3 protein-coding genes are annotated in these 2,899 nt (G+C 66.1%); 1 reads left to right on the forward strand and 2 read right to left on the reverse strand.

All coding sequences use genetic code 11. From position 1 onward, the window contains the following. Nucleotides 1-280 precede the first annotated feature (280 nt). Nucleotides 281-1,507 carry a hypothetical protein gene (locus tag Q0283_RS03300; RefSeq protein WP_298042903.1) on the forward strand — a complete coding sequence of 409 codons (1,227 nt, stop codon included), beginning with the start codon at nt 281-283 and terminating at the stop codon, nt 1,505-1,507. Nucleotides 1,508-1,589: 82 nt separating this feature from the next. Here Q0283_RS03300 and Q0283_RS03305 read toward each other — a convergent pair whose 3' ends face one another. Then, a complete protein-coding gene (locus Q0283_RS03305) occupies nt 1,590-2,132 on the reverse strand; it encodes a hypothetical protein (protein WP_298042906.1) in 543 nt (180 codons plus the stop codon). A gap of 143 nt (nt 2,133-2,275) precedes the next feature. After that, the gene (locus Q0283_RS03310) at nt 2,276-2,764 is read right to left on the reverse strand and encodes a hypothetical protein (RefSeq protein WP_298042908.1); all 489 of its coding nucleotides are present in this window, start codon (nt 2,762-2,764) and stop codon (nt 2,276-2,278) included. Between the last annotated feature and the right edge of the window lie 135 nt (nt 2,765-2,899).

Raw genomic sequence — 2,899 nt, forward strand, 5'->3', positions numbered from 1 at the left:
CCCTCTGCTGTCCGTGTCGGCGATCAACCCGCAAGCAGTACCCGGATAGGGATCCCCTGGTGGGGCGGCACTGAGTGATCAATCGGAAGTCCATCCGCACTTCTGGCTCGCCCGGATGTGCGGGCTGCCAGAATGTGCCTGTGAGTCTTCCGGAGCATGCAGCATGAACGAGAGGTGGGGTCTGGTCTGGCCCGGTACCGGTGAATGGCGGGCACTGCCGGTACGTCTCCCCACGTGGCGCCGAGTGGTCGGTGCTTGGGCGATAGGTGTCCTAACCACTGTGGGTGCGTTCGTTGCCGATCGCGGCTGGGAGACCCTCGATGCGGAAGCCTGGGAGGGCCCGTTCCGGGTGACGGACATGCTGGGGCTGTCCGGATTGTTCCTCAGCATGGCGTTCGCCCTCGGAGGGTGGGTCCTGGGCGGTCGGGCCGTGATCGCGGCTCCGCTGGTGCTGGCCTATGCGGCGGTGCCCCACACGGTCGATCACTATGCCTCGGCCTGGGTCTGGTGGGGAGGTGCTGCTGCCGCGGTTGTCTGGGCGTTCGTTCAGGCAGGTGCGTCAGTGCGGCAGCTGCGCGCAGTGCGTGCCTTGGCTCGTCGGTCTGACACGGGGCGGACCGTCGAACTGGACGAAGCGTCTCTGGCGGTGGTGCGCACGGCCGGGCGCCGCGGCCTGTACTGGGCGTGGGGACTGAGCGGAGTCGCCGCCCTGGGGTGTGCCGTCACGGCCGCGGTCTTGGTTACGGAACTGGGGAAGACTGCTGAAGAACTGGATAGTGCGTCGGTTTCGGACGTGCTGGCTACCGGCGCCGCGGCAGCCGCCATCTTGGCCATCGGTCAATGGGTTCACTGTGCGTGGCGGGCCATCGCCCGCACCGCCGTGGGCCAGGTAATCTGGCAGGTCCCCGTTGGTCCGGGGCCGGTCTGGGGGTTGTCCTCGCCACGGGAGGGGCAGGCGGGGATGCTCGCATTCGAGCAGGCACGATCCATCCCCGGGTGCAGCTGCATCGAGGACTGGCGCCGTGCGAACCCTGACGCGGACGCCGAGTCCATGGAGGACTACGGCGTGCCGGCTGCCGAGTACTGCCCCGTCCACGGCATCGACCAGATCAATGCTCTCTCCCCGGAGCGCTTCATAGCCCGCGCCGCCGAGCCGTGGCTGTGGGATCCGGACGCCATGGACCTGAGCCCGACCCGACCCGAGGAGAACAGACCCCTCCTGGTGGGGTTTGCAGGGCACGCCCACTTGGGGTTTCCCGCACGCTTCAAGAATGACCAGGTCGACCTCGATCCCGCCGACAGCTTCTTTCTCGAGGAAAGAACCAGCGCCGACAATGAGGCCGACGACTCGGACTGGGATGCTCCCCGGCGGCCCACCAAGGGCGTGTTCGATCGCATCGACCTGCGCCCGGCGGGATTGGCCGGTGACGCTGTCCGTTACCGCCACGGGCGGGCATGGTTCGACAGCGACACCGCCGATGACTCCTCTAGTGGCGCCCAGGCCTGAGCCGCATACCGCCGGCCGCGACCGGTCATGATCCCCATCTAGGCGCGACCTTACGTGAGAGGGTCTTACGCCGGGCGCCGGTTCATCGGGTGCGGTCGACCAGAGCCTGCCGGAGGGCACCGGTCTGCTGTGTCGTGGGCGCGTCCAGGGTGCCGATGCGGTCTTCGACCCAGCGGGAGTATCGCTCGGCCTCATCGAGCAGGCCGGGGATGAACTCGGTCGGGTCCACCAGGACTCGGTCGCCGTTGACGCCGAACACCGCTCCCGCCCGGGTGTGCCGCATCTCCACGTTCACCGATTGGCCGGGGAACGAGGTCAAGCCACTACCGGTCTCCAGGTAGGCCTGGACGCAGTCGACCAGGGCGAACCACACCCCGGAGACCTCATCCCACAACGCCGGGCCGATGAGTTCTCGTCCGCGGTAGGACAGTCGCAGCAGCCCCTCGCTGCCATAGGGATGCCTTTTCAGTCGTTCTCGCCACAGTGCGGCGGCCCGTCGGGGTTCGGCATCCAGGCTCACCAGGTACCGTTCCGGGCGGGAGACGAAGTCCTCCAAATCCTGCACCGTGTCCGGAAGCAGGACGAACGCCTCGGATTGCAGTGCAGAAAGACGGTTCTCACTCAACCGCATTCCTTTCCTCGACGACGGACTGGCACGATTCACGGCGGCCACCAGCCACCAGGACCTGTTCGGGCAGACCGCACGCCTGGCACACGCATCCACGCCACGACCATGGTCAACCACCCATTGTCTCGGTCGAGGATGGTCTACCGATGCGGTTTGAAGATGGCACCCGTCAACGGGGCAATGGCGAACCACTCAGAGTTATCTCCGTCAGGAGCACTTGCAGCATTGTCGGATCTCTTCCGCTCCGCGATCAGAGCCGCTTCTAGCTCTCCAAAGGCAGCAGTCGCCCGAGGATTGAGGACCGGGCGCGTCCCACGGAACCTGCGCGGCGGTACACCCGTTTCGTAGGTGCTGAACTGGACCTGGTAGCCGTCTCCCAGTTCATCTGCCACCCGTTGGGCCAGACGGTTGCCTTCCGCGGTGAACTGGCGGGCCAGTTCTGCTGACTTCCAGTCTTCGTCGGGCGTCAGCGAGTCATAGTAGGACTGTTCCCAATCCTCCAATTCGCGGACCAAACCGTCAGTGAGTCCGGATTCGTCGTACGGCACGGGGCCCCCGAACCACAGAACGGTGTCGGCGTAGTCCGGGAACATCCGCACCACCGGACGCTGACCCACGCTGTCATTCATATCGCGACGCTACTACGAGGACGCGCAAACGAGCTGTGCGTCAAGAAGTGCTCCGGTGACCCCTCTGCGCCGTTCCGCAAGGGGAACCCCTCACGGACAGCGTTGGAGGCACTGCGGTGTTTCATGCAGGCCCCT

It is taken from the genome of uncultured Citricoccus sp., from assembly GCF_937871995.1.
Classification (GTDB): Bacteria; Actinomycetota; Actinomycetes; order Actinomycetales; family Micrococcaceae; genus Citricoccus.

Excerpts from the sequence above, each read along its gene's own strand:
- Q0283_RS03310 (WP_298042908.1), bottom strand. The coding sequence starts at position 2,764 with ATGAATGACAGCGTGGGTCAGCGTCCGGTGGTGCGGATGTTCCCGGAC.